Genomic DNA, 25,605 nt, shown 5'->3' with positions numbered 1-25,605 from the left:
CCAAGTGAGTTTGACATCCAAAGAATTAATCGCATTAGAAAACCAGTACGGTGCTCATAATTATCATCCGCTTCCGGTCGTTTTGGATCGTGGTGAAGGTGCATTTGTGTGGGACATTGAAGGAAGAAAATATTTCGATTTTCTTTCTGCTTATTCAGCAGTAAACCAAGGTCACAGTCATCCGAGAATCATCAAAACACTTGTAGAACAAGCTCAGAAACTCACATTGACTTCGCGTGCTTTTTACAATTCGGAACTTGGAAAATACGAGAAATACATCACAGAACTTTTTGGATACGAAAAAGTTTTACCGATGAATACCGGAGCCGAAGCTGTGGAAACGGCCATCAAAATCGCTCGGAAATGGGGGTACGAAAAGAAAGGAATTCCGTCCGGTGAAGCGAAAATTTTGGTTTGCAGTGGGAATTTCCACGGAAGAACCACTACGATTATTTCTTTCTCGAATGATGATGATGCCCGAAACAACTTTAATCCTTATACCACTGGATTTATTTCGGTAGAATATAATGACGTAGAATCTTTGCGTTCTGCAATCGAAAAAGACAAAGACAAAATTTGTGGATTTCTGGTGGAACCCATTCAGGGAGAGGCTGGTGTAAATGTTCCTGACGAAGGTTATTTATCCGTTTGTTATGAAATCTGTAAAGCAAACAATGTTTTATTCATTGCCGACGAAATCCAGACGGGAATTGCCCGAACCGGAAAAATGCTTGCGGTGGATCACGAAAATCTGAAACCCGATATTGTGATTCTCGGGAAAGCACTATCTGGAGGAGTTTATCCGGTTTCAGCTGTTTTGGCAGACGACGAAATTATGGATGTGATAAAACCGGGGCAGCACGGTTCCACATATGGCGGGAATCCGCTTGCTTGTGCTGTTGCAGTTGAAGCTTTACAAGTTATTATCGATGAAAATCTGGCTGAAAAAGCAGAAAACCTCGGGAGAATTTTCCGGTCCGAAATTGAAAAAATGATTCCGAAGTATCCTTTCCTGAAGTCAGTAAGAGGAAAAGGTTTATTGAATGCAGTTTTGATTAATGATTCACCAGAAAGTTCTACTGCCTGGGATTTGTGTGTAGAATTGATGAACAATGGCTTGCTTGCTAAGCCTACACATGGAAACATAATTAGATTTGCACCGCCTTTGGTCATTTCAGAAGAAGATTTATACGCAGCCATTGAAGTTTTGAACCGAACTTTTATGATGTTTAGAAAATAATGAATATTTTTACAAACTAAAGTATTAACTGAAAACTAACCTATAGTAATTATGAAAAAAATCTTTTTAACAACGATGTTTGTTTTTTGTGTTTCCGGTGTTTTTGCTCAGGAACTACAATCTGTAAATTATACAACAAACGAAATCAATGAAAGCCAGTTGGTTTTATCTACAAACTGGATTACAAAAATTGAGAACAATTCTGTATTGATTTACAATGGAAACATTAAGAACGAGTCTAATAAGAATGTGAGAAACATCAATTTAGAATTATACTTAGTTCCTCAAAAATTGAAACAAACCGCCGGTGCCATTAAAGGTTTTCATGTAACAAAAGTTCCATTTAAGGATGTTGCAAAGAAATCAAGTCTTGTTGGTGTAAACATTGAAAATGAAGTTTCTGAAGTTCCTCCTGCAGGACTTTATGATGCAATTTTGATTCTTACCGACAAAAACGGAAAAGTTTTGACTTATCAAAAAGTAAACAGTGTGGTTGAATCTGATGGATCAAAAATTGCAGTAAAAAACATTCCTCTGACTCCTGATGGAAAAGTGATGAAAACCCCAGATTTGTATCCTTCTTTTCAAATGGATATAAAGGAAGACAATTCTATTGCATTGGAAAACGAATGGAAGGTTGAAGTCGATTTTAAAAACTTTATGGTAAAAGTTATAGGCGGTGATATTTCAAATAAAACCAGTCGCGATCTGAATAATGTGGTTCTTGATGTTTTCCTTACCAAAGATGTTCAGAATCAGGTTATTTCGAATTTTGACGCTGTACACATTGCTTCGGCTGAATTAAGCAATAAAATTGAAAGCTATAAAAAGTTTGTGGATACAACTATTACAACAAATCTGACCACAATACCTCAAAACGGGACTTATCACATCCTTTTGACTTTGTCTGTTAAAGATGAAAATGGTAATTCTGTAGTGAGAACCAAAAGAGCATTTTTGGACACGATATCATTCTGATTTTGAATATTTGCGGTTGAATCCAACTAAAAGTTCAACAAAACGACTATAAGATTCCAAGCCTTCCTGATTGTTAATTCTCAGGAAGGCTTCATTCATTAGAGAAAAAGCATCGTCGCCCTTTCCGGCATATTTTTCATTGATTTCCCTTTCATATTTACGATCTCTCTTCATACCATCTGAATAACGAATCAGCATAATCTGAACATAAACAGGGTCTTCAAGCAATATTCTGTTCAGAATACTTCGCATAGCTCGATAATTACTTGCATAATTCAAATCTGCGTGCCCACTCTCCTTTCCCAAAAGAAACCCCACGAAATTCGCTTCATTTTCCGGAGCAAATCCCCATTGGTGAGCCGTTTCATGAAGTTGTGTGAAAAGAAGTTTCGTATCTGGCATATTTGAATTGTACTGAGCTTCAGTAGTAAAAGGAACATAATAACCTGCCACACCCATATAACTAAACGGCGTACTGTATAATGATTTTTTAAGATTTGGTGGTGTTGAATTTATAAATCTAATTTCAGGATATTTTGCTTTGATTTTTTCTGCCGAATTTTGAATTTCCTGTATCAAATAATTACACCCTAATTCAATTTTAAAAACGCCTTTCTCATCTTCACTCACTAATTTCCTTAATTCAATACTTCGGTTGAAATACATTTCAGCAAGATTTTTTAATTCGTCTAAAGAAATATTTTGAATGTTATAATCGTCTTTGATTGGTTTTTTATAATAATTAAATCCCCATACTAAATGGAAAATCCAATAAAAAACCACAACGAACCAAATCATTCTGGCTGTCATTTTCTTCAACACATTCCAGTTCTTTCTTCGGATTATAAAAAAAATACAGATTAAAAATAAAATTATGAAGAGTCCCAATCCAGAATAAAAAACATCTCCCAAGGAAAATGGAATTTTATTGCTAATTCCGAATAAAATTCGGGAGAAAAATGATTGGATATAAGGATATAAATTATCTGGAAATGAGGTAAATACAGAAATAACTCTTATCAATAGAATCGAAAAGATAAGACCCAAAAAAGATAAAAAAATACCGTTTAATTTCTTAAAAAACATCTTCACAAATCTAACTTAAATGCTCTCATATAAACTCTTTTAAACAATCAGATATTTCATTTTAACATATTTTTAAGAACTCTTGGAATAGGATTTGTTTTTTGGCACTGTTGAAAAATTATAAAAATAAAAACAAAATTATGAAACGAGTATTTTTTATAGCAGCATTTGCCGGTTTCTTATTCTATGGAAATGCCCAAGAAACACAATTGGATCCGAAGCAAGTGAAAAAAGAAAATGCTGCGACTGCAGTTGAAGAAAAAGAAGTAGCTGCAGAAAAGTCAGAAGCTATTCAAGCTGTTGAAGAAGGAAAGGAAATTCAGGTTAAATCAGACCCTGTAAAAGCAGCAAAGGCTAATACAGTAAAGGAGGGTAAAAAAGTAAAAGAAGCGAAGGTAAAAAAAGATAAAAAAGGTAAAACAAATCCCGAAGCACCTTTAAATCCGGCAGAAGTAGCTGTTGAAAATGCTGCGACCGCTATTGAAGAAAAGGAAGTAGCTGCTGAAAAAACGGAGGCTATTCAGGCACTAGAACAGGGAAAAGAAATTGTGGTTAGGGACACCACTGAGGTGTATACAGCAACTTCAAAAGTTGAAAATTCAGGATTTCAAAGAACAGTAGGATTTGATGGAGCTTGGAAATTTGATTTGGATCTTGCCAAAAGAGAAATCGTTTTAACAGGCGGAACCCTGAGTAATAAAGGGGAAGCTACTTCAAACAATTTGCGTTTGATGGTTTATTTAGCTCAAAAACCTTTTGATGTAAATAATCCAGAATTTGTTGGAAATGTTTATTCTGCCATTGACGTTAATCCAATTGCAGCTGGCGAAACAAAAACAGGTCAAGCTTATGTAACTTTGTGGGCATCTGAAACAAATCCGGCTGCCGGAACTTATTATCCGTACATTTTATTAGGCGAACAAAACCCTCAGACGCAAGAGTTTGAAGTGAAAGATGTAAAAGCCTTCGACAATTCAATTACAATAACTGAATAATATTTAGTTAACCACTCTTAATAAAAAAACCCGCTCACTGAGCGGGTTTTCTTTATATATAATAATTCTTAAGCTAATTTCGCTTTCAAACCTTCATCCAACGCATTCAAGAATTCTTGAGTTGTCAGGTAATCGTCTGAAGTCATTTTATCTCCATGAACCAACATTGCAAGGTCTTTGGTCATTTTTCCGCTTTCCACGGTTTCAATACAAACTTCTTCCAGTTTATGTGAAAAATCAATCAATGGCTGATTTTCATCTAACTTTCCTCTGTGCGCCAAACCTCTGGTCCAAGCAAAAATAGAAGCAATCGGATTGGTAGAAGTTTCTTTTCCTTGTTGATGTTGACGATAATGTCTTGTTACAGTTCCGTGAGCCGCTTCCGCTTCTACGGTTTTTCCGTCAGGCGTTACCAAAACAGAAGTCATCAATCCCAATGAACCAAATCCTTGTGCAACAGTATCGGACTGAACGTCACCGTCATAATTTTTACAAGCCCAAACAAATCCTCCGTTCCATTTCATGGCAGCTGCCACCATATCGTCAATCAAACGATGTTCGTAAGTAATTCCCATTTCTTCGAACTTCGCTTTGTAATGCTCTTCGTAAACTTCCTGGAAAATATCTTTGAAACGTCCGTCATAAGCTTTCAAAATGGTATTTTTTGTAGAAAGATACAAAGGCCATTTTTTGGTCAAAGCCATTTGGAAAGAGGAATGTGCAAATCCGTAAATCGACTCGTCGGTATTGTACATCGACATTGCCACACCATCTCCTTGGAAATCATAAACTTCCCAAGTTTGTGACTCTCCTCCACCTTCTGGCGTAAAAGTCATAGTGAATTTACCTTTTCCTTTGATTACCGTATCGGTTGCTTTGTATTGGTCACCGAAAGCATGACGCCCGATTACAATCGGCTGCGTCCAACCCTGAACGTAACGCGGAACGTTTTTCATGATGATAGGTTCACGGAAAACAGTTCCTCCCACGATGTTTCGGATGGTTCCGTTTGGAGATTTCCACATTTTTTTCAGTCCGAACTCCTCTACTCTGGCTTCGTCCGGTGTGATGGTCGCACATTTGATTCCGACATTGTATTTTTTGATGGCTTCAGCCGCGTCAATGGTCACTTGATCATTGGTTGCATCGCGGTTTTCCATTCCCAAATCATAATATTTAATGTCGATATCCAAATAGGGCAAAATCAATTTGTCTTTGATAAATTGCCAAATGATGCGCGTCATTTCGTCTCCATCCAAATCCACAACGGGATTTACTACTTTAATTTTTTCCATTATGTAAATCGTATTTTCAAATTAATTTAATTCCGAATTCTAAAGTCCACAAAAATAAGAATTTACTTCAGTTCCAAAAAATCCTTTTAAATGATTCTTGACTGATTTTCGGTATTAATGAAGAATTATTAATAAAATTCACGTATTTTTAAATTTAGTTTAAAATTATCACCATGAAACAAAACGGAATACCTTCGGTGGATCTGAATGATTTCATCTCTGACGACCCCGAAAGAAAACAAAAATTCGTAAACGAAATCGGTAAAGCGTATGAAGACATCGGATTTGTCGCTTTGAAAGGGCATTTTCTTTCCGATGAATTGGTTGAAAAATTATATTCCAATGTGAAAGAATTTTTTGCACTCCCAACGGAAACCAAAGAATTGTATGAAATTGAAGGAATTGGCGGCCAACGCGGCTATACTTCATTCGGGAAGGAACATGCAAAAGATAAACCGGAAGGCGATTTGAAAGAATTTTGGCATTTTGGACAATATTTAGACGAAGAAGACAAAGACAAGTTTGATTACCCGGACAATATCGAAGTAGTGCAAGTTCCCGAATTCAATTCGGCCGGAAAAGAAGCCTATCAGCAATTGGAAAGAACGGGGATTTACGTGCTTCGGGCTTTGGCTTTGTATTTAGGTTTAGACGAATTTTATTTCGACAAAAAAGTGGAAAAAGGGAATTCTATTTTGCGTGCCATCCATTATCCGCCCATCAAAGAAGAACCAAAAGGAGCCGTCCGGGCGGGCGCACACGGCGATATCAATTTGATTACGCTTCTGATGGGTGCTTCTGCTGGCGGATTGCAAGTTTTACGCAAAGACGGCGGTTGGGTGGATGCCATTGCCGAACCCGACGAACTCGTCATCAACGTAGGCGATATGCTTTCCCGACATACTAACAATAAACTGAAATCGACGATACATCAGGTCGTGAATCCACCGCGGGAAGAATGGGGAAAACCAAGATTTTCCATTCCATTCTTTATGCATCCCGTAAGTGAAATGGATTTGTCGGTATTGGAAAATTGTGTCGATGAAAATAATCCCAAACAATTTGAGGATATCACTGCCGGAGAGTTTCTGACGCAGCGTTTGAGAGAAATTGGGTTGATTAAATGATTTATTCCATAACCTTGTCAAGGTTAATATTCATCACGATGATAACCTTGACAAGGTTTTTAAATAAAAAGAAAACTTATGAAATACAAATGGTTGTTTGGAATTTCCATCTTTTTAAATATAGTTTTTATTATACTTTTTTTATTTAATCAGATGAATTCGCCGTCCGGTAAACTAGGAGTGCTTAAAACCGATGTAAAAGTTGGAATTTTTAAAGGAGACAGCTCTTTTATTTATTTACCCAAAGGAATTACCGTTAAAGATAAATCAGAACGAGGTTTGGGAGCAATTGGGCAATTTGAAAATAATCGCTTTGAAATCGTTATTACAAGCGATGAAGATTTGGTAAATTATGATGTGCCAAATGATAGTCTATATACTTTTGGACATTATTATTCTGCTGATGCTATAAAATAATTTAATTTCCAACCTTGACAAGGTTTTTAAATGAAAGAAGTCTATTTTCTATCCTCTATTTTCTATCTCTTTATCCAAAATACTCGACAAAATCATCCCCGCGTGAACCCTTGAATTCTCAATGAACCATTTGTGGGTTTCCATTCCGCCGCAAACTACGCCTGCCAGATAGATTCCTTTCACATTGGATTCCATCGTTTCCGGATTATAATTTGGAATAAATAAACCGTCGTCTGATAATTCAATCCCGCAGGATTGGAGAAATTCAAAATTCGGACGATAACCTGTCAAAGCTAACACAAAATCATTTTCAATTTCCAATTCGCCTTCAGCCGTTGAAATTTTGACAGAATTCTCCTTGATTTCTTTCAAATTCGAATAAAAATAAGCTTTGATACTTCCTTCCGAAATCCGATTTTCGATGTCAGGTTTTACCCAATATTTTACCCGTTCGTGAATTTCTCCTTTCCGAATGACCATAGTTACTTCCGCACCCTTTCGCCAACATTCCAACGCAGCATCCACCGAAGAATTATTGGCTCCGACAACAACGATTTTCTGACCTGCGTATGGATGCGCTTCTTTGTAATAATGCGAAACTTTTGGTAAATCTTCTCCCGGAATATTTAGTAAAATAGGTAAATCATAAAATCCGGTTGCAATGATTATATTTTTTGAATAATATTCTGATTGATTGGTTTTTACGAATTTCAATTCATTTTTTGATTCAATACTTAAAACTTCTTCATACAAATGAATATTCAACCCGAAATGCTGTTGAACTCTTCGGTAATATTCCAGCGCATCTTGTCGTCCCGGTTTAAACGAAATACTCGTAAAAGGTACCTCACCGATTTCCAGTCTTTCGGAAGTTGAAAAGAAAGTCATATACAATGGATAATTGTAAAGACTATTGACCAAAGCACCTTTTTCAATCACCAGATAATTCAGGTTTTTGCGCTTTGCTTCAATCGCACAAGCCATCCCGATGGGGCCGGCCCCTATTATCACAACGTCGTATGGATTTTGCATACCGCCAATTTAAAAACTTTCGGTGATTCAGAAAATGATTTTAACTCAGATTGAAAATTTTAATCTTTAAAACTTACTAAAAGCTTAATTTAATCTTGACTTATGATATTTCAAACTTCTGAAATTAGCCCTATTTTAGCCAAATGAAAGGAAACGGGATAAGCATTTTTCTTTTTTTGGTTCTGAGTGTAATTCTCACTTCTTGTTCGGAGCACAATCAAGCCGACGATTCAAAAATTTTCAGGCTGAATCGTTACGACAATATTTCGTCACTTGATCCGACTTTTGCCCGAACCCAAGCCAATAATTGGGTTTGTAATCTGATGTACAACAGTCTCGTAAAGTTGAATGATAGCCTGGAAATCGTTCCCGATATTGCCAAAAGTTGGAAAATCTCGGAGGATGGAAAAACTTATACATTCACACTTCGAAATGATGTTTATTTTCATAAACATCCGGTTTTCGGCAAAGATTCAACGCGAACTGTAGTCGCTTCCGATTTTGAATACAGTTTCAAAAGGCTGACTGATCCAAAAGTTGGTGGCGCAGGAAGTTGGGTTTTGAATAATGTAGAAAACTTCAAAGCTTTAAATGATTCCCTATTTCAAATTCGATTAAAAGAGCCCTTTCCTCCTTTTCTCGGATTATTGAGTATGAAATATTGTTCAGTAGTTCCCGAAGAAATGTTCCAGAACGGACAAGACGAATTTAGAAAAAATCCGATTGGAACAGGTCCTTTTCAATATCAACTTTGGGAAGACAACATAAAATTAGTGCTTAGAAAAAATCCTCTTTATTTTGAAAAAGATGAAAAGGGCAATTCTTTACCCTATCTGGAAGCGGTTTCTATGACATTTCTGCCAGAAAAACACAGCGAATTCTTACAATTAATTCAGGGAAATCTTGATATGATGGCGGATTTGGATCCTTCTTATAAAAATGAAATTCTTACACCGCTTGGTGGGCTTAATCCCAAATACGATGATATTCTCGATCTTCACAAATACGATTATCTGAGTACGGTTTATTTGTGTTTTTATCTTGACGACGGAAATCCGGTTGATGAAAAACTGCGTCAGGCCATTAATTATGGGATTGACAAACCCAAAATGGTCAAATATATGATGAACGGAATGGCGACTGCTGCCGAAGGCGGATTCATCCCAAAAGGACTTCCCGGATTCAGCGAAAATGCCGGATACGATTATCAGCCACAGAAAGCACGCGAATTAATCAGAACTTATCAAAATGAAAAAGGAAAGCTTCCGATTATTCAACTGACAACGGTTCAGGAATATGCCGATATTTGCGAATATATTCAGGCGCAAATGGCCAAGATTGGCTTGAATATTGAAATAAACGTGGTGCCCGGCCCGACGATGCGTGATGGCAAATCAACAGGGAAATTTCAGTTTTTTAGAGCCAATTGGGGTGCCGATTATCCCGATGCTGAAAATTTCCTTTCGCTGTATTATAGTAAAAATTTCGCACCGGAAGGACCCAATTATTCGCATTATAAAAATGAAAGATTTGATCAGTTATATCTGAATTCGTTTAACGTAAGCGATGATAAAAAACGTGAAAAAATATACAGAGAAATGGATAGTCTGATGATGAAATCAGCACCAATAGTGCCTTTATTTTATGATCAGACCAGTATTTTTATACAAAAAAATATAAAAGGATTCTCCATGAGTCCTGTCAAATTATTGGATTTAACAAGGGTTTATAAAACAAATAATTAAAGTATTCTTTATCAGAATTATAAATAAAATTAAAATGAATATTCCAGATATTAATTTAAAAAGAATTGTCGTAATCGGAGGTGGCTTCGGCGGACTTCGTCTGGCCAAAAAATTATCTACCAAAGATTATCAGGTTGTTTTATTGGACAAGCACAATTATCATGCTTTTCAGCCGCTGCTTTATCAAGTGGCAACAGCCGGATTGGAGCCTGATTCGATTGCCCATGCGATTCGTCAGGTATTTGCCGGAAAGGAAAATTTCTATTTCCGGATTGCAAATGTGGATGAAATAAATACTTCCAACCAAACGATTTCTACAAACATCGGCAACATACATTATGATTATCTTGTTATCGCAACCGGCTCTGATACAAATTATTACGGCAATAAAAACATTGAACGATATGCAATGCCAATGAAATCCATTCCCGAAGCTTTGGATTTGAGAAGTTTGATTCTCCAGAATCTTGAAAAAGCTTTGTTGACCAATGATTTAGATGAACGTTCGCGTTTGATGAATTATGTAATTGTTGGCGGCGGACCTACAGGAGTGGAGCTCGCGGGTGCAATGGGCGAATTGAAAAAACACGTTCTTCCCCACGATTATCCGGATCTTGATATAAGAAGAATGAATGTTCACCTAATCCAAGGCGCAGACCGATTATTGCCGACTATGTCTCAGAACGCTTCAGATAAAGCCTTCACCTATCTTGAAGAATTGGGTGTTCAGGTTTGGTTCGATATGATGGTAAAAGATTATGACGGAAATGTAATTACCACCGACAAACGTCCATTTGAAGCCACAACCCTGATTTGGGCGGCCGGCGTGAAAGGAAGTCTGATTCCGGGAATTGAGGGCGAAGGTGTAATCGTAGGCGGACGATATGTAGTCAACGAATTCAATCAAATCAAAGGATTTGAAAATATTTTTGCACTAGGAGATGTTGCTTTGATGATTACGCCCGAAAACCCAAAAGGAGATCCTATGGTCGCTCAAGTTGCGATTCAACAAGGAAAACTTTTGGCCGATAATTTTGAAAGGTTAAAAGAAAACCAACCAATGAAACCGTTTAAGTACAAAGACAAAGGTTCGATGGCAACCATCGGACGAGACAAAGCTGTGGTGGATTTGCCCGGATGGAAATTCGCCGGATGGTTTGCTTGGTTTGTCTGGATGTTTGTGCATTTGGTTTCACTTGTGGGATTTAGGAATAAAGTGGTAGCGCTGATGAACTGGGTAGTTCAATATTTTCAATACAACAAAAGCGTTCGGCTTATCATTCGTCCTTACAAAGGCAAAAAAGAACCTGCCGAATCGGATCCGGCTATGTTTTAAAAAAAACTCTCTTTTTAAAAAAAAATTCTTTTATCTTAGTTTTAATAAATTTTAACTTATGGTAAAAGCATTCCCTTTGTTGACGATTATTTTATTTTTTATAAGCTGTAAAGGACAAACTCCCGATCCGATTCCAACTCACGAAAGTTTTACTATTGATTCAAAAGAAGTAGGCGAAATTAGAAACTTAAATGTTTGGCTACCGGAAGATTACGCAACCAGCGACCTCTCCTACCCCGTTTTATATATGCCCGATGGTGGTATTCAGGAAGATTTCCCACATATCGCCAATACGCTTTCTGAACTGATTCAGACAAAAAAAATTCCTCCTTTTATTTTGGTGGGAATTGAAAACACCCAAAGACGAAAAGATCTCACCCCACCAACACAAGTTGAAAAAGACAAAGAAATTGCGCCTATTGTAGGCGGTTCAGCAGAATTCAGAGCTTTTATTAAAAACGAATTGATTCCTTATGTAAATTCAAATTATAGAACTACAGCTGAAAAAGGAATTATCGGCGAATCACTTGCCGGACTTTTTGTAACCGAAACTTTAATGGTTCAACCCGAATTATTTGATTTTTATATCGCATTTGACCCTTCGCTATGGTGGAACGACAAAGATTTACTAAAAAATTCGGAGAAAATTTTAACTGAATTCACATCCGAACCCAAACGCTTTTGGTTTGCGGGTTCCAGCGCAAAGGATATCTCCAAATCGGTTAATAATCTTGCAAAAGAATTTGAAAAAAATGCACCAAAAAATCTGGTTTGGAAATATTCCGATGAACCCAAAGAAAAACACAATACAATCTTTCGGGCTACAAAAGAAAAAGCACTGATTTGGGCATTGAATAAGCCTTAATAATCTCCGGATTTTCTCAAAATAAAAATTCAGATTAACTTAGCAGAATGTCTGTCGATATTCTCAAAATTCCGATTGAATACCTGAAAGGCGTTGGACCTGAGCGAGCCAAAATTCTTCAGTCCGAATTAGGTATTTTCCGATACGAAGATTTACTGAACTATTTTCCTTTTCGCCACGTGGATCGTACCCAGTATTATAAAATTAATGAGCTAGTTCCCTCCTTGGCCGAAATTCAGATCATCGGGCAAATTAAAAATCTAAGAGAAATCGGACAAAACCGAGGAAAAAGACTAACCGCAATTTTTGAAGATGAAACCGGTCAGTTGGAACTGGTTTGGTTTCGTTATACGAAATGGCTTAAAGAGTCCATTGAAAGTTATGTTGGCAAACCCATTGTGATTTATGGAAAACCCAATGAATTCAACGGTAAAATCAACATTGTACATCCGGAAATGGAAACCTTGGAAAACCATAAATCATCGCCACAAGGTCTTTACCCTGTTTATTCCAGCACAGAAAAACTTCAGAAAAAAGGAATTTCAAACCGCGTGATGCAAAAACTTCAGTTTCAGCTGCTGTCAGAAATCACGCAGATGGAAGAATGCCTTTCTCCCGAAATCATTTCAAAACTAAAATTACCAAAACGTCTGGAAGCTTTTCGTCAGATTCACTTTCCAAGAAATCCTGAAGAACTCAAACAAGCCGAAAACCGGTTGAAGTTCGAAGAGTTTTTCTTCCTGCAATTGGGCTTATTGATTAAAAAATTAAATCATCAGCATAAATTCAAAAGTTATGAATTTGGTTCAATTGGAAATTATTTTAATGAATTCTATACTCATTATTTACCTTTTGAATTGACCAATGCGCAAAAACGCGTAATCAAAGAAATCCGCGCCGATTTGGCGAAACCAGTTCAAATGAATCGTCTGCTGCAGGGTGATGTGGGCAGCGGAAAAACAATGGTAGGACTGCTTTCCTCATTGATTGCGATTGACAACGGCTATCAGGTTGCTTTTATGGCGCCCACAGAAATTCTGGCGCAACAACATTATCAGGCACTGAGCGGCTATTTATCGGAAATGGATATTCAAGTAGGAATCCTGACTGGTTCAACAAAAACTAAAGAACGCAGAGAATTACTTGAAAAATTAAATTCGGGCGAACTTCATATTCTTGTGGGTACACACGCTTTGCTCGAAGACAATGTGGTTTTTAAAAATTTGGGATTGACCATCATTGACGAACAACATAAATTTGGCGTAGCTCAGAGAGCCCAATTTCTAAAGAAAAACACCCTTCCGCCACACGTTTTGGTGATGACCGCAACGCCCATTCCACGCACACTTGCGATGAGTCTGTATGGCGATTTGGATATTTCAGTGATTGATGAACTTCCGCCCGGAAGAAAACCGATTATGACCGTTCACAAAAAAGACAAAGACCGTTTGGGATTGTTCAGATTTTTGAAAGATGAAATCCAAAAAGGGAGACAAGTTTACATTGTATATCCGCTCATCGAAGAGTCTGAAAAACTCGATTATAAGGATTTAATGGACGGATTTGAAAGCATTTCACGCGCCTTTCCCCTGCCCGATTATGCCGTCAGCATCGTACACGGAAAAATGAAACCTGCCGATAAAGATTTTGAAATGCAACGCTTTGTCAAAGGTCAAACACAGATTTTGGTGGCAACGACGGTAATTGAAGTCGGTGTAAATGTGCCGAATGCTTCAGTTATGGTAATTGAAAGTGCAGAAAAATTTGGCTTATCGCAATTGCATCAACTTCGTGGGCGTGTTGGGCGCGGCGCAGACCAAAGTTATTGTATTTTGATGACCAAAGATTTCCTTACCGACGACGCTTATCAGCGTATTTCTACTATGTGTCGAACCAATGATGGATTTGAAGTAGCAGAAGTCGATATGCAACTTCGCGGTCCTGGTGATTTGATGGGAACCCAACAAAGTGGTATCTTAAATTTTAAATTGGCCAATCTCGCAAAAGACCAAAAAATGCTGCATACCGCAAGATTTATAGCGGAGGAAATTCTTAAAAAAGATCCGGAATTAAACGCTCCCGAAAATCAGTTTATCAAAAAGCATTTTATTCAAAATCATCAAGATCAATTTATCTGGAGCCGCATCGGATAAAAAAATGCGTCAAACTTTTGTTTGACACATTTTCATTAAAGAGTTAAAAAATTACAAATTAATCAAGCGGCCTTCTGCCTGCAATTAAATTATACAAAATAACAATAACTGCAATCACAAGCAAAATGTGAATGAGATTACCCATACCCATACCACCACCGATGCCCATCAAACCGAGCACCCAAACAATAATACAGATTACGGCAACTAACCAAAGAATACTTCTCATAATAATTGATTTTAGTTAATATATTCCTAAATCTACAACAATCATTCCATATGATAAAAATCATGATTGCCCCATTTGTTCTAACTCATCGGCTGATGGTCCATAACTTCCCGGAACAAAAATATCGTTGAGCCTGTAATAAACCCCTAATTGCGCCCGATGATGTGTAATCTGTTTAAAGGATTGCATAATAGCTTCATAAATAGTCCAATCTGACAAAACATTTCCGCCGTGACGCAGTTGCCAGCGTTTATCAAAATCAGAATCGCTCATATTTCGCAAGGCCTCTGCACCGGCTTGATAGGATTTTTCTAAATGTGCTATAAGTTCTGATTTGCTGGAAATGCGGGCGGGCGAATAAGGATTTTCGGCAAAATCCAAATATTCGGTTTTGAGCATAAAATCCGGCCAACCAAAAATTTCCACCACATGAATGGCGAGATGAATCATTGGCATGCTTTTCGGATGTGGTTTCCAATCATTTTTTTCTTCGGGATAACGCTCGATAAACTTTTTGGTGATTTCGTATTCGGTGGTAAGGTCCTTTTGTAATTCTTGTAGTAAGTTCATAATGAATAATTTGAAATAAATTTAAGAAATCCTTTTTGGATTTAATTAAAAAATTAACTTAAAACTCGAAGAAATTTTAGCCTAAAAACAAAAATGCCCGCCAAAAGCGAGCATTTTATTATTTGAAAAAACTATAATTAATCTTTCGCCGGAAGAATTTTCCCGGAAACCTCTCCAAATCCAATTCGAATTCCATCTTTTTCGCACCATCCACGCATAATTACTGTGTCATTGTCTTCGATGAACTTTCGCTCCGAACCATCTTTTAATTTGAGTGGTTTGCTTCCGCTCCAAGTCAGTTCCAGCATGGATCCAAAAGAATCTTCCGTTTTTCCGCTGATGGTTCCGCTCGCATACATATCGCCCACTTCCAGATTACATCCGTTCACAGTGTGATGCGCCAGTTGTTGCGCCATATTCCAATACATATATTTGAAATTGCTGGTACAGATCAGATTTTCTTCTCCATTTTCCGGCTGAATTAAAGTCTGCAAATGAATGTCAAAATTTTTCTTTCCTTCGTATTTCAGATAAGGTAAAACTTCAGGCTCCTGCTCCGGACCGTTCACTCGGAAAGGATCCAAAGCTTCCAATGTTACAATCCAGGGCGAAATTGAAGATCCGAAATTCTTCGCCAAAAATGGCCCCAATGGTACATATTCCCATTTTTGAACATCACGCGCGCTCCAATCGTTGAACAAAACCATCCCGAAAATATGATCTTCTGCTTCAGTAGTGGAAATCGTTTCACCTAAATCCGTATAGGAATTTGTGATAAACGCCATTTCCAATTCGAAATCCAGTCTTTGGCTTGGACCAAATACGGGTTTATCGGCATTGGGCGGCATGGTTTGACCCTTTGGACGGTAAATCGGCGTACCCGAAACCACAATCGAAGAAGCCCTTCCGTGATAGCCCACCGGCAAATGTTTCCAATTGGGAAGAAGTGCATTATCGGGATCGCGGAACATTTTACCAACATTGGTCGCGTGCTCAATGCTGCTGTAAAAATCGGTGTAATTCGGAACGTGAACCGGCAATTGCATCGATACTTTTTCGATGTTGTGAAAAGCTTCCAATTGAGTTTCTTCGTCTTTTGAAAGCTCAGATCCTTCCAATAATAATTTCTGAATGTGCTCACGAACCGGAACAGTAACCGATTTTCCAAGAGAAATAAATTCATTCAAAGTAAAAGCTTCGAAAACATTTTCTCCCAAATTGAATTCTTCAAAATATCCGTTTTCATATAAAACCGCTAAATTGACAACCGTATCCCCAATTCGAGTGACACAGGCAATTTCATCATCTGAAAAAATACCCACACCAAAGGGAATATTATAAATGGAAAAATCTGAGTTTTCTTCGTATTGAATGAATGACTTCATATTGATTTGCTTTAAAATTTTTGGAGTTCAAAATTAAGGATTTAAAGCTTAACTGACGAATAAACCCCAAGAAATCCAATTTAAATCACCAGTTTATTTCTTCTTTTCCCAAAGATTTAAGGTGAGCATTGGTTCGAGAAAAAGGTTTACTGCCAAAAAATCCGTTGTAAGCAGAAAAGGGAGATGGATGTGGAGATTTGATGATAAAATGTTTTTCGGTATCGATAATGCTTCCTTTCTTCTGCGCATAAGCACCCCATAAAATAAAAACCAGATTTTCTTTTTGCTCTGATAATTTCCGGATGGCTGCATCGGTAAATTCTTCCCAACCTTTTTTCTGATGAGAGCCGGCTTGCGATGCCCGAACCGTCAAAGTTGCGTTTAACAATAAAACGCCTTGGTCTGCCCATCTTTCCAGATTTCCGCTTTTTGCAATCGGAATTCCTAAATCAGCATTCAATTCTTTGAAAATATTTTTCAGACTCGGCGGCTGTGCAATTCCCTCCGGAACCGAAAAACTGAGTCCATGCGCCTGACCAGCTCCATGATAAGGATCCTGACCAATCAAAACAACTTTTACTTTGTCAAAAGGTGTATGATCAAAAGCCGAAAAAATGAGTTTTCCGGGCGGATAAACTTTTTGGGATTGGTATTCCGAACGAACAAATTCGACCAAATTTTTAAAATAAGATTTATCAAATTCCTCTTTCAACACTTCTTTCCAGGAAGGTTCAATCTTTACATCCATTAAATTTAAATTCTGATTTCCAAATATAGTTTAATTTTGCAGGGATGCAGGTATCTGAACAGACTTTACACGACTTGGAATTTCCGAAGATTTTGGAGAAAATTGCGGAATTTGCTTTTAATGAAAGAACTTCCCAATTGATTTTGGAGTTAAAACCCTACCAAAATATTTCACATTTGATTCAGGATTTAAATACGACAAACGAATATCTTTCAAGTTTTGAAAGCGAAAACCGAATTCCTTTTTCGGAATTTTATTATATGAAGGATTTTCTGCCCCGACTGGAAATCGAAAACTATTACCTTAATGCAGAACAGTTTTTTCAAATCAAATCCAATTCGCTTCAGATCAAAGAAATAACCAAATTTATTTCAAAATTTGAAGAGTATTTTCCCGAACTAAATTCTCTCGTTTCTGAAGTCGTATATGAAAAGGAAATCGTCAAGGAAATTGATGCCGTTTTTAATCGGCACGGCGAAATAAAAGACGACGCAAGTCCCGAACTTTTCGAAATCAGAAAACAAATGAAACAGGTTTCGGCACGAATTTCTGATTTGTTTAAAAAATCCATCACACACAATCTGAGTTTTCTGGATGATATCAAAGAAACCGTAGTGGACGACAAAAGAGTTTTGGCCGTTTTATCTTCGGTTCGGAAAAGAGTCAAAGGAAGACTTTTGGGAACTTCCAAAACCGGTTCGATTTCATTTATCGAACCCGAAAGCGTACAAAAACCCAATCGTGAATTGGAAGAATTAAAGGAAGAAGAAAGTCGGGAAATCATTAAAATTCTTCGAAAATTAACGGCTGTAATTGCGGTTCACAAAAACCTGTTGGAAGAATATGAAGACTTATTGGAATATTTTGATTTTACTCAGGCAAAAGCTCAGTTTTCACTGAAAATCAAAGGAACACTTCCCGAAATCAAACCCGAAAAAATCCTCAATCTGACCGATGCTTATCATCCATTGCTTTATTTGTCCAATTCAGAAAAGAAATTAAAAACCATTCCACAGACACTGCGAATGGATAAAAATCAGCGAATTATCATCATTTCGGGACCCAATGCAGGCGGAAAAAGTATAACCTTGAAAACCATCGGATTAAATCAACTGATGATTCAAAGCGGAATTTTAATTCCGGTTCATCCCAAATCCGAAGTTGGATTTTTCGATAAAATATTTACAGATATAGGCGATAATCAGTCGATTGAAAATCAATTAAGCACTTATAGTTATCGTTTAAAGCAAATGTCTTATTTCATTAGAAATGTTGACGATAACACCTTGCTTTTGGTGGATGAATTCGGAACCGGATCGGATCCGGAACTCGGTGGAGCTTTGGCCGAAGTTTTCTTTGAAGAATTCTATGAGAGAAAAGCTTTTGGAATTTTTACCACACATTATACCAACATCAAAATTGCAGCGGAAAATTTGCCAGAGGCCATCAATGCCAGTATGCTTTTTGATGAGAAAACACTGAATCCTTTGTACAAACTGGAAATTGGTCAGGCCGGAAGTTCGTTTACTTTTGAAGTGGCGGAAAAGAACAAAATTCCGTTTCGTCTGATCAATCGGGCCAAAAAGAAAGTGGAACAGGACAAAGTTCGTCTTGATAAAACCATTTTGAAACTTCAGCAGGAAAAGTTTGAAATTCAGAAAACAAAAGATCAGGTCCGGGAACTAAAACAAACTTCAGAATCTCAGAGCAAAGAACTGGAATCGACCCACGAGAAAATCCGGGAGAAACTCGTTGATTTTCAGCAGCTGTACGACAATGAATTGAAAACGCTTCAAGTTGGTAAGAAAATGAAAGACTGGGCCGATGATTATTTGAAATCAAAAAACAAGAAGAAATTAATCGGAGAATTCCTGAAATGGGTTGAAATGGAGAATTCCAAGAAAACTAAATCACTTGCAGTTGAAAAGAAGAAGGAAAAAATCGTTCAGAAAGAAATTCAAAAAGAATTAAAGAAAAATAAGGAAACGATCGTTGAGGAGCAAAAGAAAATTGAACAAAAGAAAAAAGAGATTATAAAACAAACAATTGAAAATCTGAAAGTTGGTGATCGCGTAAAAATAAAAGACAGTAACAGCGTAGCAACGGTGGAAAAGATTGAGGGTAAATCAATTGTATTAAATTATGGTCAATTTACTGCAAAAGTTTCTATATTTGATGTCTATAAAATACAATAAAGGGTAATATGAAAAAAATTGTACTTGTGGCTTCTCTGCTTGTAGGGATTACAATAAACGCGCAGGATAAAGTAAACCAAGCTGCGCTTCAGAAGATTTCTGAGGAAGCACAGATAAAAAACCAAGAGGCACAACTCCATAAGGAGGCCTATTCAGAAGGAGTGCATAGTTTTCCGGAAGAAGTTTCATTTGAAGGATTTACCTCTACAGGAATTCCTGAATATTTATCTGTGGATAGTCAAACACAAATCAACTCAATGAATGCTGACTATCTTTATGATGGAACCATTCCTGGCGTAGAAGTTACAGGTTCCGGGCTTACTGCCTATATTTGGGATGGAGGCGCTATACGTACTACCCATCAAGAATTTGGAGGCCGTGCAACGAACGTTGAAAACACAGGTTCAGGAAGCCATTCAACTCCAGTAGCAGGAGTTATCATCGCATCGGGTATGACGCCTGCAGCAAAGGGTATTGCTTATGAAGCGAATCTGCTAGGGTATAACTTTACAAACAATATTGATGAAATATCATCGGCTTCTAGTGATCCTGCAAACTCAAATTACATGATATCGAATCATTCCTATGGTTCATTGACAGGTTGGTATTTCAATTCTAATAATGATACTTGGTATTGGTATGGCTATCCACATATCTCAGAAACAGAATCCGTATTATTTGGTTACTATTCTTCTACTGATTCAGATTGGGATGAAATAGCCTATAATGCGCCGCAACACAGCATGTTTAAGTCTGCCGGAAATAACAGAACTGAAGGTCCCGGTGGAGTTGTGGATCATTACGCCTACAGCCCTACCAATCAGTGGGTTTTACATACTGGAGTATCCCGCCCCAATGATTGTATGACCCAAGGTGGATATGATTGTATCTCTTGGTCCGGTTCAGTTGCCAAAAATATTATCCTGGTAGGCGCCATTAATCCGATAGGTGGAGATAATCGTTATGAAGAACCATCTGACGTTGTTGCCACTTGGTTTACCAGCTTCGGACCAACTGACGATGGGAGAATCAAACCCGACATCACAGCAATTGGATCAGGTGTTATTTCTCCTTCCTCAAACTCAAACACAAGTTATGGTTCAAATGCTGGAACTTCTTTCTCATCACCGGCTGCCGCAGGTGTAGGATTACTTTTACAACAAGTTAAAAATGAATTGGACGGTGGATATCTTCGTTCAGACATGATGAAAGCCTTGCTTATTCATACAGCTTTTGAGGCCGGTACTTCATTGGGACCCGATTACAAATTTGGATATGGTTTAATCAATGCTTTCGGAGCAGCTGAAACTATGCTGAATGTAAATAACAATGCTTTTACCGCAAATAAAACAATTGCAAATGGGCAAACATATACAAGCAGTGTAGTTGCTTCTGGCGATGAACCTCTTAAAGCCACCATCGTATGGCTGGATCCGGCAGCAACACCACGCCCCATGACTCTGAATGACAGAACTCCATTACTTGTAAATGATTTGGATTTACGTCTTTCTAATAACGGAACTACCTATTATCCATGGAAATTAAATCCCGACTCTCCTACTGCTGCTGCAACTCAGGAAGATAATATTGTAGACAACGTGGAACAAGTATTCATTGAAAATCCCGTTGCAGGCCAAACCTATACCTTGACAGTTGGTCATAAAGGCTCCCTAACCAACAATTCTCAACAATTTGCGATTGTAATTACAGGAATTGAATCAGTTATGGGAACAACAGATGTTAATTTAGACGACGTTATTGCTTTGTATCCCAATCCTGTGATTGATAATCTGAACATTCAGACAACCAAAACGCTGAAAAATGCTCAGGTAAAAGTTTTCAATCAAATGGGACAAATTGTTTATATGAATGAATTTGATTCCTTGAAAAACAAACAAAACATCAATCTTTCATCTTTCCCTTCAGGAACTTATATGATTTACATAAAATCTGATGAAGGTGTTATCACCAAGAAAATCATTAAGAAATAAAAAATTGAATTAAATTATAATTGTAAAAAGGTGGATTAATTTCCACCTTTTTTATAACCTAATTCTCCAGCCAGATTTTAAAGTCATTTACACGCTCGCGCGAAACAATCAGATCCTCTTCAACTCCTTTAATATAAAGCTGGTAACGGCTTCCTGAATGTGTTGTAATGTTTTCTATATGTCGGAGATTCACAATCGAATTCCGGCTGATTCTGAAAAAATCTCTAGGATTTAATTGTGACTCCAAATCTCCCAGACTTTGTTCAATCGGATATTCACGATTCTCAGTAAAGAGATAAGTTGCTTTGTTTTTTGAACAAAAACAGGAAATAGTTTCGGTATGAATAGTTTTCAGATTCGATCCAACTTTTATCAAAAAGCGTTCGCGGTATTTATTGTCGAAATTATTGCTCAATAAAGATTGAAGCTGAAAAGCATCCCAAACCACAGGGTTTGCCCGTTCACGGTATTTTTCGATAGCTTTGCGTAAATCCGATTTATTAATTGGTTTCAATAAATAATCTATACTATTGAATTTAAATGCTTTAAGCGCGTATTCATCATAGGCAGTCGTGAAAATAATTGAACTTTTGGGTTGGACTTGTCCAAAAATTTCGAAACTGACTCCGTCACCGAGTTGTATATCCAAAAAAATCAAATCCGGTTCTTGATTATTTTCAAACCACCGGACAGACTCTTTCACGCTGTTCAGCATTGCAAGCGGTTCGATTCCTTCTTCCTGAAGCAATTTCATCAAATATCGGGCTGCCGGTTTTTCGTCTTCTATGATGATTGTTTTCATTGGGTTTTGAATTTATCGGATTATTTTCCGTCTCGGATTCGGCGTTGTTTTTCCAACTCTTTCTGCACCTGACGTTCTTTCCAGGCTGAATTATTGAAAAATCCAAAAACGCCTAAACCGTGAAAAGCAAGCCCTATGCCCCAACCTGCCATCGGGTAAATCGCCCAAAAATGACCTCCGTCTTTCAGACTTAAAAAGGCAAAATAACCATTTACTATCAGATAGCAGGCAAGATGGATGTAAAAACCTATTTTTTCTTCCACTGCCTTTTTGGCTCGCTGATATTCTTCCGTCGTATAATTATGTTTCGGTTCCATTGTCTTTATTTTTTTGTTTTCTAAGTTCTTTTCGAATCAATATATCCTTGAATTTTCCAGGCAACAAAACAAAGGCAAACCAAATCATACTTACCGTAAATCCTATCGCCGGCCAATACGCCCAATCATAAGTTCCATCTCTCAAATCCAACCAATGCAGGTAGCTCAGCATCACTATATAGCCGATTAAAATCAGATAGAAAGCCTGAATATCTTTTACGGTTTTTTCAATGTATCGAAATTCCTTTTCTGTTATTTTCTGAATTTTCATACTGATTTATTTTAATCCAAAAATTGATTACGTTCGCGTTGTCTTCGTTCCAGTTCCTTTTTAATCATCTGATCTTTCCACGAACTCGAATTGAAAAATCCGAATACTTCCACATAATGGAAAAACACACCCATTCCCCATCCGAGCAGCGACCAAAAAGCCCAGTCATAACTGCCGTCTCGCAAATCCAAAAAGGTCAAAAACAAATTCACAATGATATAACTCGCCAGATTCCAATAAAAATCCTGAACATCTTTCACGCGCTTTTGCGCTGATTTAATTTCTTCTTCTGTATAATTTTGATGAACTTCCATAGCTATAATTTTTTCGGTTAATAAGGGTATTTTGACAATAAATTCTTCAGCCGTACGACTGATTTCAACTTCTTTTCGGGTAAAGGATTTATAACGATCTTTGATGTTCTGAAGCCCCTTCCCTGTGCTGTTATGTATTTGATTTTTGATTTGTAAATTATTAATTATCAACAAATAATCATTCTCAACTAAAACTTTAACTTTCAAGGGTTCTTCGCTTGAAATCCGATTGTGTTTTATGCAGTTTTCCAATAAAATCTGTAACGATAACGGCACAATCTGCAAACCTTTCGGTAGATTTTCAGACATCTCAAATTCAAGTCCGTCTTCATATCTTTTTTGAACCAGATTCATATAGGTCCGGCTGAAATCAATTTCTTCTTCAAGTGAAACCAATGCCTTGTCTTTTTGCTCCAACACATACCGATAAACCAATGAAAGTTCACCAACAAATTCCTGAGCTTTATCGGGATTTTCTTCAATCAATCCATTTAGGACGTTCAGACTATTGAACAAAAAATGCGGCCCAATTTGTGATTTCAGTGATTCGTGTTCAGTGGAAATCTGAATTACTTTTTCTTTTTGTTCTTTTAATTTATTGGTCTGATAATGCTGAATTAAGGCGATTACATGAAAAATGGCAGCAATGGTCGTCGCAATCCAAATCAACCTACTTAGAGAATCCCAAGACTTCATGGAAAGTAACCAATTCATAGAATCCTTCAGGTCATTTCCCAAAACAAGTAACATTATAAAATAGAGAATACCTCCTGCCAAAAGGGTTACCACGCTACTCCCAAAAATGCCCACCAACAAACGTTTAGCAAAGCTTTTCCAATCAAATCCGGGAAATACTTTTTCTGCCCAAACCGAAACAGGCGCATTAACCAAATAGAGACCGGTGGTAAAAAAAAGCGTCCATAAAAAGTTACCCAAAACCTCTCCCCAACCAGGTAATTGACTATTATTCAAGATATAAAGCAAAAGGAAAAATAAAGTAATCACAACCGAAATCACGGAAATATTGCGGATATGTTTGGGCATATTTTTCATCAGGACACTTGATTCAAATTAATTTTTGAGATTTAATTTTTACAAGTTGAATTCAGAATTTCATCGACTTGCTGTTCGCCCCATCCGGGTTCAAAGTTCTCTTTATTTTCAACTTCAAAAAGTGCTTTTGCACGTTCAATTTGAGGACAATATTCTTTTGGATCTTTGCCCCAGAATTCGGCTCCGCCCATATTGTATTGCGCCATTAGGTACAAGGCACGCGGATTTTTTGAATCAATTTTCAAGGCATCATCATAATCTTTGATAATCGCTCCGGAAAGTGGCATGCCATAAGTTTCAGGGTCTTTGGCTACTTTTACCGTTCGGAATAATCCTCTGAGCGTCAGTACCTCCGAATTATCAGGCGCGAGTTCGTCCAAAAGTTGGTATTTGGTTTCCAATTCATCAACCGTTTTGATTGCTTTTGATTTTTCTTGCGAAAATGCATTTAAGGTTCTGATGAAAATCGAATAATACAGCGGCAACCAGTTTTGGGTTTCTACTTTGGCAATTCGGTCAAAATGCTGTGCAGCTTTCTCCATATCATCTGGCGATTGGGCTTCTTTGAAAGAAGTCAGCGCTTTGGTCATTTCGGTTTCGTATTTGGTTTGCGCATTTACAAACCAGCTGCTAACCAAAATTGTCATAAATAAAATAATCCGATACATAATTTTTGATTTTGAATTTCTTGGGACAAAATTCGCCCGAGAAATAAATTTATCAAAAAACTTTCGGATGAACTGTAAAAATAAACGGATGAATCGTTTAAATCAACAAATAATAATCTTTATTGATAATTTCTTTCACCAAAAACTGAGCTTCCAACACGAATCATATTACTTCCTTCTTCAACAGCGATTTCATAATCACCGCTCATGCCCATGGAAAGTGTTTTGAGTTCCGGGTTTTGAGTTTTAAGTTGATCAAAAAAAGTTTTTAAAGTTCGGAATTCATTGCGGATTTGAGATTCGTCTTCCGTAAAAGTCGCCATTCCCATTAAACCTACAATTTTCACAAAAGGAAAATTTGATTCATAAGTGGCCAAAATTCGCTGGGCTTCCTCCTGTTCCATTCCGAACTTTGTTTCCTCGTCTGCAATGCTAATTTGAAGCAAACAAAGAATGATTCTCTCTTGTTTCAGCGCTTGTTTATTGATTTCTTTCAACAAACTTTCGCTGTCCACACTATGAATCAAATGAATAAAGGGCGCAATGTATTTGACTTTATTTTTCTGTAAATGACCGATTTGATGCCAACGAATATCTTTAGGCAAAGCTTCATATTTTTCGACCATTTCCTGCACACGGTTCTCGCCAAAATCCAAATGCCCAGCATCATAAGCCGTTTGAACGTCTTCGGCCGGTTTGGTTTTGGAAACCGCTACGAGCGTAACTTCCTGTGGTAACTTTTCATTGAAATAATTAATATTTTCTGCTATCCCGTTCATTTTATTATTCAATC

Annotated in this window: 24 protein-coding genes; 11 read left to right on the top strand and 13 right to left on the bottom strand. The window is 37.3% G+C overall.

What is annotated here, in order from left to right; all coding sequences use genetic code 11:
* Positions 1 to 4 precede the first annotated feature (4 nt).
* Both rocD and WBF63_RS03405 read left to right on the top strand, forming a co-directional pair.
* Positions 5 to 1,240, top strand: coding sequence for an ornithine--oxo-acid transaminase (gene rocD, locus WBF63_RS03410; protein ID WP_424368292.1), 1,236 nt, complete (start codon positions 5 to 7; stop codon positions 1,238 to 1,240).
* A gap of 51 nt (positions 1,241 to 1,291) precedes the next feature.
* The gene (locus tag WBF63_RS03405) at positions 1,292 to 2,218 is read left to right on the top strand and encodes a hypothetical protein (RefSeq protein ID WP_424368291.1); all 927 of its coding nucleotides are present in this window, start codon (positions 1,292 to 1,294) and stop codon (positions 2,216 to 2,218) included.
* On the opposite strand, the gene WBF63_RS03400 is transcribed toward WBF63_RS03405, so the two are convergent.
* Positions 2,210 to 3,304, bottom strand: coding sequence for a DUF3810 domain-containing protein (locus WBF63_RS03400; RefSeq protein ID WP_424368290.1), 1,095 nt, complete (start codon positions 3,302 to 3,304; stop codon positions 2,210 to 2,212). The genes WBF63_RS03405 and WBF63_RS03400 overlap by 9 nt on opposite strands.
* Before the next feature lie 140 nt (positions 3,305 to 3,444).
* On the opposite strand from WBF63_RS03400, the gene WBF63_RS03395 reads away from it, so the two are divergent.
* Entirely contained in the window at positions 3,445 to 4,299 is an 855-nt protein-coding gene (locus tag WBF63_RS03395) for a hypothetical protein (RefSeq protein WP_424368289.1), read from the top strand.
* Positions 4,300 to 4,367: 68 nt separating this feature from the next.
* Here the strand turns inward: WBF63_RS03395 and WBF63_RS03390 are convergent, their stop codons facing one another.
* The gene (locus tag WBF63_RS03390; protein WP_424368288.1) at positions 4,368 to 5,594 is read right to left on the bottom strand and encodes an isocitrate dehydrogenase (NADP(+)); all 1,227 of its coding nucleotides are present in this window, start codon (positions 5,592 to 5,594) and stop codon (positions 4,368 to 4,370) included.
* A gap of 173 nt (positions 5,595 to 5,767) precedes the next feature.
* Between WBF63_RS03390 and WBF63_RS03385 the strand changes: the two genes are divergently transcribed.
* Positions 5,768 to 6,721 carry an isopenicillin N synthase family dioxygenase gene (locus WBF63_RS03385; RefSeq protein WP_424368287.1) on the top strand — a complete coding sequence of 318 codons (954 nt, stop codon included), beginning with the start codon at positions 5,768 to 5,770 and terminating at the stop codon, positions 6,719 to 6,721.
* 78 nt (positions 6,722 to 6,799) lie between these two features.
* Complete coding sequence (locus WBF63_RS03380; RefSeq protein ID WP_424368286.1) at positions 6,800 to 7,138, top strand: hypothetical protein; 339 nt, start codon at positions 6,800 to 6,802, stop codon at positions 7,136 to 7,138.
* Between the two features lie 48 nt (positions 7,139 to 7,186).
* On the opposite strand, the gene WBF63_RS03375 is transcribed toward WBF63_RS03380, so the two are convergent.
* On the bottom strand, positions 7,187 to 8,170 hold the full coding sequence (locus WBF63_RS03375) for a YpdA family putative bacillithiol disulfide reductase (protein WP_424368285.1): 984 nt from the start codon (positions 8,168 to 8,170) through the stop codon (positions 7,187 to 7,189).
* Positions 8,171 to 8,313: 143 nt separating this feature from the next.
* Here WBF63_RS03375 and WBF63_RS03370 point away from each other — a divergent pair, with 143 nt between their 5' ends.
* The 4 genes from WBF63_RS03370 to recG are packed head-to-tail and all read left to right on the top strand — an operon-like array spanning position 8,314 to position 14,269.
* Positions 8,314 to 9,915 carry an ABC transporter substrate-binding protein gene (locus WBF63_RS03370; protein WP_424368284.1) on the top strand — a complete coding sequence of 534 codons (1,602 nt, stop codon included), beginning with the start codon at positions 8,314 to 8,316 and terminating at the stop codon, positions 9,913 to 9,915.
* A 34-nt stretch (positions 9,916 to 9,949) separates the two neighbouring features.
* On the top strand, positions 9,950 to 11,251 hold the full coding sequence (locus WBF63_RS03365; protein ID WP_424368283.1) for an NAD(P)/FAD-dependent oxidoreductase: 1,302 nt from the start codon (positions 9,950 to 9,952) through the stop codon (positions 11,249 to 11,251).
* 58 nt (positions 11,252 to 11,309) lie between these two features.
* Positions 11,310 to 12,116: an alpha/beta hydrolase gene (locus WBF63_RS03360; protein WP_424368282.1), complete on the top strand. Its 807-nt coding sequence runs from the start codon at positions 11,310 to 11,312 to the stop codon at positions 12,114 to 12,116.
* A 47-nt stretch (positions 12,117 to 12,163) separates the two neighbouring features.
* A complete protein-coding gene (recG, locus tag WBF63_RS03355; RefSeq protein WP_424368281.1) occupies positions 12,164 to 14,269 on the top strand; it encodes an ATP-dependent DNA helicase RecG in 2,106 nt (701 codons plus the stop codon).
* A gap of 58 nt (positions 14,270 to 14,327) precedes the next feature.
* On the opposite strand, the gene WBF63_RS03350 is transcribed toward recG, so the two are convergent.
* The 4 genes from WBF63_RS03350 to WBF63_RS03335 form a co-directional block, all read right to left on the bottom strand.
* Positions 14,328 to 14,498 (bottom strand): lmo0937 family membrane protein, encoded by a 171-nt coding sequence (locus WBF63_RS03350; RefSeq protein ID WP_424368280.1) that lies wholly within the window; start codon positions 14,496 to 14,498, stop codon positions 14,328 to 14,330.
* Positions 14,499 to 14,558: 60 nt separating this feature from the next.
* Positions 14,559 to 15,068, bottom strand: coding sequence for a DinB family protein (locus tag WBF63_RS03345; RefSeq protein ID WP_424368279.1), 510 nt, complete (start codon positions 15,066 to 15,068; stop codon positions 14,559 to 14,561).
* A 137-nt stretch (positions 15,069 to 15,205) separates the two neighbouring features.
* A complete protein-coding gene (gene fahA / locus WBF63_RS03340) occupies positions 15,206 to 16,453 on the bottom strand; it encodes a fumarylacetoacetase (protein WP_424368278.1) in 1,248 nt (415 codons plus the stop codon).
* Between the two features lie 85 nt (positions 16,454 to 16,538).
* Positions 16,539 to 17,201, bottom strand: coding sequence for a uracil-DNA glycosylase (locus tag WBF63_RS03335; protein WP_424368277.1), 663 nt, complete (start codon positions 17,199 to 17,201; stop codon positions 16,539 to 16,541).
* Positions 17,202 to 17,245: 44 nt separating this feature from the next.
* Between WBF63_RS03335 and WBF63_RS03330 the strand changes: the two genes are divergently transcribed.
* Both WBF63_RS03330 and WBF63_RS03325 read left to right on the top strand, forming a co-directional pair.
* On the top strand, positions 17,246 to 19,396 hold the full coding sequence (locus WBF63_RS03330; RefSeq protein ID WP_424368276.1) for an endonuclease MutS2: 2,151 nt from the start codon (positions 17,246 to 17,248) through the stop codon (positions 19,394 to 19,396).
* Between the two features lie 8 nt (positions 19,397 to 19,404).
* A complete protein-coding gene (locus WBF63_RS03325; protein ID WP_424368275.1) occupies positions 19,405 to 21,387 on the top strand; it encodes a S8/S53 family peptidase in 1,983 nt (660 codons plus the stop codon).
* Positions 21,388 to 21,445: 58 nt separating this feature from the next.
* Here WBF63_RS03325 and WBF63_RS03320 read toward each other — a convergent pair whose 3' ends face one another.
* From WBF63_RS03320 to WBF63_RS03295, 6 genes are all read right to left on the bottom strand, one after another.
* Positions 21,446 to 22,189: a LytR/AlgR family response regulator transcription factor gene (locus WBF63_RS03320; RefSeq protein WP_424368274.1), complete on the bottom strand. Its 744-nt coding sequence runs from the start codon at positions 22,187 to 22,189 to the stop codon at positions 21,446 to 21,448.
* A gap of 20 nt (positions 22,190 to 22,209) precedes the next feature.
* Entirely contained in the window at positions 22,210 to 22,506 is a 297-nt protein-coding gene (locus WBF63_RS03315; RefSeq protein ID WP_424368273.1) for a 2TM domain-containing protein, read from the bottom strand.
* Positions 22,490 to 22,777, bottom strand: coding sequence for a 2TM domain-containing protein (locus WBF63_RS03310; protein WP_424368272.1), 288 nt, complete (start codon positions 22,775 to 22,777; stop codon positions 22,490 to 22,492). Before WBF63_RS03310 ends, WBF63_RS03315 begins: the two co-directional genes overlap by 17 nt.
* Positions 22,778 to 22,788: 11 nt before the next feature.
* A complete protein-coding gene (locus tag WBF63_RS03305; protein WP_424368271.1) occupies positions 22,789 to 24,135 on the bottom strand; it encodes a histidine kinase in 1,347 nt (448 codons plus the stop codon).
* A 41-nt stretch (positions 24,136 to 24,176) separates the two neighbouring features.
* Positions 24,177 to 24,791 (bottom strand): hypothetical protein, encoded by a 615-nt coding sequence (locus WBF63_RS03300; RefSeq protein WP_424368270.1) that lies wholly within the window; start codon positions 24,789 to 24,791, stop codon positions 24,177 to 24,179.
* Positions 24,792 to 24,931: 140 nt separating this feature from the next.
* Positions 24,932 to 25,591, bottom strand: coding sequence for a YggS family pyridoxal phosphate-dependent enzyme (locus WBF63_RS03295; protein WP_424368269.1), 660 nt, complete (start codon positions 25,589 to 25,591; stop codon positions 24,932 to 24,934).
* Between the last annotated feature and the right edge of the window lie 14 nt (positions 25,592 to 25,605).

Source organism: Moheibacter sp. (assembly GCF_049672845.1).
In the GTDB taxonomy this organism is placed as follows: domain Bacteria; phylum Bacteroidota; class Bacteroidia; order Flavobacteriales; family Weeksellaceae; genus Moheibacter.
This window is presented reverse-complemented; position numbering and strand designations above follow the sequence as displayed.

What these genes read in the sequence shown, in the direction of transcription:
- WBF63_RS03405 (WP_424368291.1), top strand. Translation starts at nt 1,292, where the DNA reads ATGAAAAAAATCTTTTTAACAACGATGTTTGTTTTTTGTGTTTCCGGT.
- WBF63_RS03400 (WP_424368290.1), bottom strand. Translation starts at nt 3,304, where the DNA reads ATGTTTTTTAAGAAATTAAACGGTATTTTTTTATCTTTTTTGGGTCTT.
- WBF63_RS03395 (WP_424368289.1), top strand. Translation starts at nt 3,445, where the DNA reads ATGAAACGAGTATTTTTTATAGCAGCATTTGCCGGTTTCTTATTCTAT.
- WBF63_RS03390 (WP_424368288.1), bottom strand. Translation starts at nt 5,594, where the DNA reads ATGGAAAAAATTAAAGTAGTAAATCCCGTTGTGGATTTGGATGGAGAC.
- WBF63_RS03385 (WP_424368287.1), top strand. Translation starts at nt 5,768, where the DNA reads ATGAAACAAAACGGAATACCTTCGGTGGATCTGAATGATTTCATCTCT.
- WBF63_RS03380 (WP_424368286.1), top strand. Translation starts at nt 6,800, where the DNA reads ATGAAATACAAATGGTTGTTTGGAATTTCCATCTTTTTAAATATAGTT.
- WBF63_RS03375 (WP_424368285.1), bottom strand. Translation starts at nt 8,170, where the DNA reads ATGCAAAATCCATACGACGTTGTGATAATAGGGGCCGGCCCCATCGGG.
- WBF63_RS03370 (WP_424368284.1), top strand. Translation starts at nt 8,314, where the DNA reads ATGAAAGGAAACGGGATAAGCATTTTTCTTTTTTTGGTTCTGAGTGTA.
- WBF63_RS03365 (WP_424368283.1), top strand. Translation starts at nt 9,950, where the DNA reads ATGAATATTCCAGATATTAATTTAAAAAGAATTGTCGTAATCGGAGGT.
- WBF63_RS03360 (WP_424368282.1), top strand. Translation starts at nt 11,310, where the DNA reads ATGGTAAAAGCATTCCCTTTGTTGACGATTATTTTATTTTTTATAAGC.
- recG (WP_424368281.1), top strand. Translation starts at nt 12,164, where the DNA reads ATGTCTGTCGATATTCTCAAAATTCCGATTGAATACCTGAAAGGCGTT.
- WBF63_RS03350 (WP_424368280.1), bottom strand. Translation starts at nt 14,498, where the DNA reads ATGAGAAGTATTCTTTGGTTAGTTGCCGTAATCTGTATTATTGTTTGG.
- WBF63_RS03345 (WP_424368279.1), bottom strand. Translation starts at nt 15,068, where the DNA reads ATGAACTTACTACAAGAATTACAAAAGGACCTTACCACCGAATACGAA.
- fahA (WP_424368278.1), bottom strand. Translation starts at nt 16,453, where the DNA reads ATGAAGTCATTCATTCAATACGAAGAAAACTCAGATTTTTCCATTTAT.
- WBF63_RS03335 (WP_424368277.1), bottom strand. Translation starts at nt 17,201, where the DNA reads ATGGATGTAAAGATTGAACCTTCCTGGAAAGAAGTGTTGAAAGAGGAA.
- WBF63_RS03330 (WP_424368276.1), top strand. Translation starts at nt 17,246, where the DNA reads ATGCAGGTATCTGAACAGACTTTACACGACTTGGAATTTCCGAAGATT.
- WBF63_RS03325 (WP_424368275.1), top strand. Translation starts at nt 19,405, where the DNA reads ATGAAAAAAATTGTACTTGTGGCTTCTCTGCTTGTAGGGATTACAATA.
- WBF63_RS03320 (WP_424368274.1), bottom strand. Translation starts at nt 22,189, where the DNA reads ATGAAAACAATCATCATAGAAGACGAAAAACCGGCAGCCCGATATTTG.
- WBF63_RS03315 (WP_424368273.1), bottom strand. Translation starts at nt 22,506, where the DNA reads ATGGAACCGAAACATAATTATACGACGGAAGAATATCAGCGAGCCAAA.
- WBF63_RS03310 (WP_424368272.1), bottom strand. Translation starts at nt 22,777, where the DNA reads ATGAAAATTCAGAAAATAACAGAAAAGGAATTTCGATACATTGAAAAA.
- WBF63_RS03305 (WP_424368271.1), bottom strand. Translation starts at nt 24,135, where the DNA reads ATGCCCAAACATATCCGCAATATTTCCGTGATTTCGGTTGTGATTACT.
- WBF63_RS03300 (WP_424368270.1), bottom strand. Translation starts at nt 24,791, where the DNA reads ATGACAATTTTGGTTAGCAGCTGGTTTGTAAATGCGCAAACCAAATAC.
- WBF63_RS03295 (WP_424368269.1), bottom strand. Translation starts at nt 25,591, where the DNA reads ATGAACGGGATAGCAGAAAATATTAATTATTTCAATGAAAAGTTACCA.